Here is a 1,577-nt window from a genome sequence, read left to right on the forward strand (position 1 = left end):
GGAAGGTGCGGCTGGATCACCTCCTTTCTAAGGAGTTTTTTCTTAACAAGTCGGGTCACTGCGTGCCCCTGTGGGGTGGTGGTGGTCCGCATTTTTTGGGTGGACGCTTGCCGGCCGCATGGTGCGGTCTTTAACACGAAGTGTTTACAGGTATGTCGGTGCGCTGTCGGGTGTCTGGGAAGACACCGTCTGCTGCCTTGTGCGTCAACCTGGTGGTTGGTGTGTGGGGTTGGTGGTTTGTTTTTCCTTCTGGGCGCTGGTTGCCTGCTGGCCACGGTGTGTGGTTGGTGTGGTTTCTGGTGGTGTTGTGTGAGAACTGGATAGTGGACGCGAGCATCTTGATTTTTCTGTAGATTTGTTCCATAACAGTTTATTCTGTTTGGTCGTTTGTGTGTTGTGTTGTAAGGGCACACGGTGGATGCCTTGGCATCAGGAGGCCGATGAAGGACGTGAGAGGCTGCGAAATGCCTCGGGGAGCTGCCAACTAAGCGTTGATCCGAGGGTGTCCGAATGGGGAAACCTGGCCGTCGTTGTGGGCGGTCGCCGTCAGATGAATTCATAGTCTGGTTGGTGGTTACGCGGGGAAGTGAAACATCTCAGTACCCGTAGGAAGAGAAAACAATTGTGATTCCGTTAGTAGTGGCGAGCGAACGCGGATGAGGCTAAACCGCATGCGTGTGATACCTGGCAGGGGTTGCGTGTGTGGTGTTGTGGGGTTTACGTGTGCATGGTCTGCCAGCTGTGCGCCAGCATTGGTTGTGGTTAGCGGAAAGTGCGTGGAATCGCCTGCCGTAGACGGTGAGAGCCCGGTACGTGAAAGCCATGGTCTGTTGGTTGCGTTTGTCCCCGAGTAGCAGCGGGCTCGTGGAATCTGCTGTGAATCTGCCGGGACCACCCGGTAAGCCTGAATACCTTCTGTGACCGATAGCGGATAGTACCGTGAGGGAATGGTGAAAAGTACCCCGGGAGGGGAGTGAAATAGTACCTGAAACCGTGTGCTTACAATCCGTCAGAGCCTCCTTGTGGGGTGATGGCGTGCCTTTTGAAGAATGAGCCTGCGAGTCAGCGGCACGTCGCGAGGTTAACCCGTGTGGGGTAGCCGTAGCGAAAGCGAATACTAACTAGTGTGTTGTCAGTGGCGTGTCCTGGACCCGAAGCGGGGTGATCTACCCATGGCCAGTGTGAAGCAGAGGTAAGACTCTGTGGAGGCGCGAACCCACTTAGGTTGAAAACTGAGGGGATGAGTTGTGGGTAGGGGTGAAAGGCCAATCAAACTCCGTGATAGCTGGTTCTCCCCGAAATGCATTTAGGTGCAGCGTCGTGTGTTTCCTCCTGGAGGTAGAGCTACTGGTTGGTTTAGCGGGACTATCATCTTAGCGACATCAGCCAAACTCCGAATGCCGGTGAGGTGAGAGCACGGCAGTGAGACTGCGGGGGATAAGCTTCGTAGTCGAGAGGGAAACAGCCCAGATCGCCGGCTAAGGCCCCTAAGGGTATGCTAAGTGGAAAAGGATGTGGGATCGCGAAGACAACCAGGAGGTTGGCTTAGAAGCAGCCATCCTTGAAACACTGCCTAT

Annotated in this window: 1 rRNA gene; it reads left to right on the top strand. The window is 55.0% G+C overall.

The window, feature by feature from the left end:
• Positions 1 to 391: 391 nt before the first annotated feature.
• Positions 392 to 1,577, top strand: a 23S ribosomal RNA gene (locus tag F4V54_RS11675); the annotation flags it as partial.

This window comes from Corynebacterium tuscaniense, assembly GCF_008693065.1.
In the GTDB taxonomy this organism is placed as follows: domain Bacteria; phylum Actinomycetota; class Actinomycetes; order Mycobacteriales; family Mycobacteriaceae; genus Corynebacterium; species Corynebacterium tuscaniense.